Annotated in this window: 1 protein-coding gene and 1 pseudogene; both read right to left on the bottom strand. The window is 42.9% G+C overall.

From position 1 onward, the window contains the following. Positions 1-1,676 (bottom strand): glycyl radical enzyme family protein (locus tag AC6F75_RS10915; RefSeq protein ID WP_500715051.1); only part of this gene is annotated, 1,676 nt, incomplete at its 3' end. A gap of 159 nt (positions 1,677-1,835) precedes the next feature. Next, positions 1,836-1,991: pseudogene (locus AC6F75_RS10910) on the bottom strand (iron-sulfur cluster repair di-iron protein); the annotation flags it as partial.

Below are 1,991 nucleotides of genomic sequence, written 5' to 3'. Positions count from 1 at the left end.
GGAAGCACGCTCAGTCCGTTGTATGACGATTTGTTGTGCCACATCCATTCGCCCACTTTGCCCCATTCATTGGGTTTAATGGAAACGGTTGCCGAAACATTATTGTCATTTTCACCGTTGCGATAGCCTTTTTTAATCCATTGCTCATTAAATTTGGCAATGCGCTTCAATAAATCCATAGTATCCTCGTGACGGGTGATGGCACCCTTAGGAGCATTTTGGGGGATACAAACTATCATTTGCTTGGGATTGAGCAAATCCTCTTCAATCAGCTCAGGATGGTAAGCTACCAGATATTTGCAGAGTGCTTCGTCTTTGCCAATACGAATGCGACGGATATAATTGTCATTGTGCCAAGCATGGATGCCGGACGAAGTGCCCAATACCAATGAAGTGGTCCCTGAAGGCTTAATAGTGGTCGTGCGAGCTGCAATATTTATATCAATTTGTGCAGCTACTTCTTCATTGATTTTCTTGACCACGGCTGCGGCTTCATCAAGGTTGAGTTTATCGAGTTTTCCTGAGGCAATTCCGGTCATGCCCACACCGATTAGGGCGTCTTTTTCGGTATGGGTCTTCCATTTTTCACGTAAGTAATGAAAATTGGTATATCCGGCTTGAAGTGTTCCCAGGAAAGCGGCTGTTGCAACACGCTCATTAAGATCTTGTTGGTTTTCGATATTGCTGACGTTAACTTCACAAAGATTGCAAAACTGGAAAGGCAGTAAGGCAATTTCACAACAGGGGTTGGTACCCCAATCGATGTTGTTGGTAAAATAAAACCCGGGTTCGCCACTGCCACTCAATTCTATTTTTTTCCAAAGTTCAAAAAACTCCCGTTCGGTGATGCTGTCGCGGTGCAGTACAGCTGAGTTGTTTGAACGGCCACGTTGTTCATTCAATTCCCACCAAGGGCCAAATTTACAAGTAAGCATGTCCTCATCGTCGTGAGAGAAGAGGGAGATCATTGCTGAGCGACGTATTCCCCCTGCCAGTACTGCATTGGCAATGTGGCACATCATATCGTGACACTCCAGTGGGGTGAGTCGTTCGCCATCCTGTTTGCGGTCTAAAATAGCTGAAAGGTGGGCAATGCAGATTTTTAAAGGCTCGGGACCGGGAGCTTTTCCGCCGGCAGTGACGAGGCGGCTCCCCTTGGGCCGAATATCTGAAAAATCAAAATCAGGTTTGGATTCGTGTATGCCAAAATAGTATTTCAACAATACCTTGACTGCATCTGCCCAACCTTCCAGACTATCACCAACTAAAAATTTTCTGCGTTTCTGCCCTTTTTTGATGGGAGGCAAATTGGCCACGTGGTGTTTTTGTACCGAATAGCCCACACCGGTGCCTCCCAACAAAAGGAACATGGTTTCAGAAAACGCATAAATATCATCTACAGGCAAATACGCACAGTTGTAAATACGGCTGTGATTGCGCTTGATGGCCGGACCTGCAAATTGCATGGCACGCATTGAAGGCAATACCTTTTTATCCCTCACCAATTTCATATGTTCTATGATTTGGGTAGTGAGCCTGGGGTATTTTTCCAGCATCATGCCTTCATAACGATTACAGATTTCCTGCCAAACTTCCCTACGATGCTGCTCAGGGAGGTAGCGGGCATATTTCATATGTACAACAATGTCTGAGAGTATTTCCTGATTTATTTCCATAATTTTAAATTTTTAAGATTAGTAGCTCGATTTTAAAATTAAGGATTAAATAAATATAAGATAATTTTATCTGAAATAGCTATCAACAAAGTTTTCAACAATACGAATTATCCGAATGGATCCGAATTACTCGAATTTACTCGAATGGTATTTGGAGCTTTAGTTAAAGATTTCTTTCTCCATTTGATTTGCTTTTGGGAAAAGGATATTGTTTTCCAAATGCACATGTAGATGTAGGTCGTTTTCAAATTCTTCCAGTTTGGCATAAAATGCTTTGTAAGTATTACAGGCGTGGGGAGGTGGCGTGTAATTATT

The sequence above is a fragment of the Planktosalinus sp. genome, from assembly GCF_059864935.1.
This window is presented reverse-complemented; position numbering and strand designations above follow the sequence as displayed.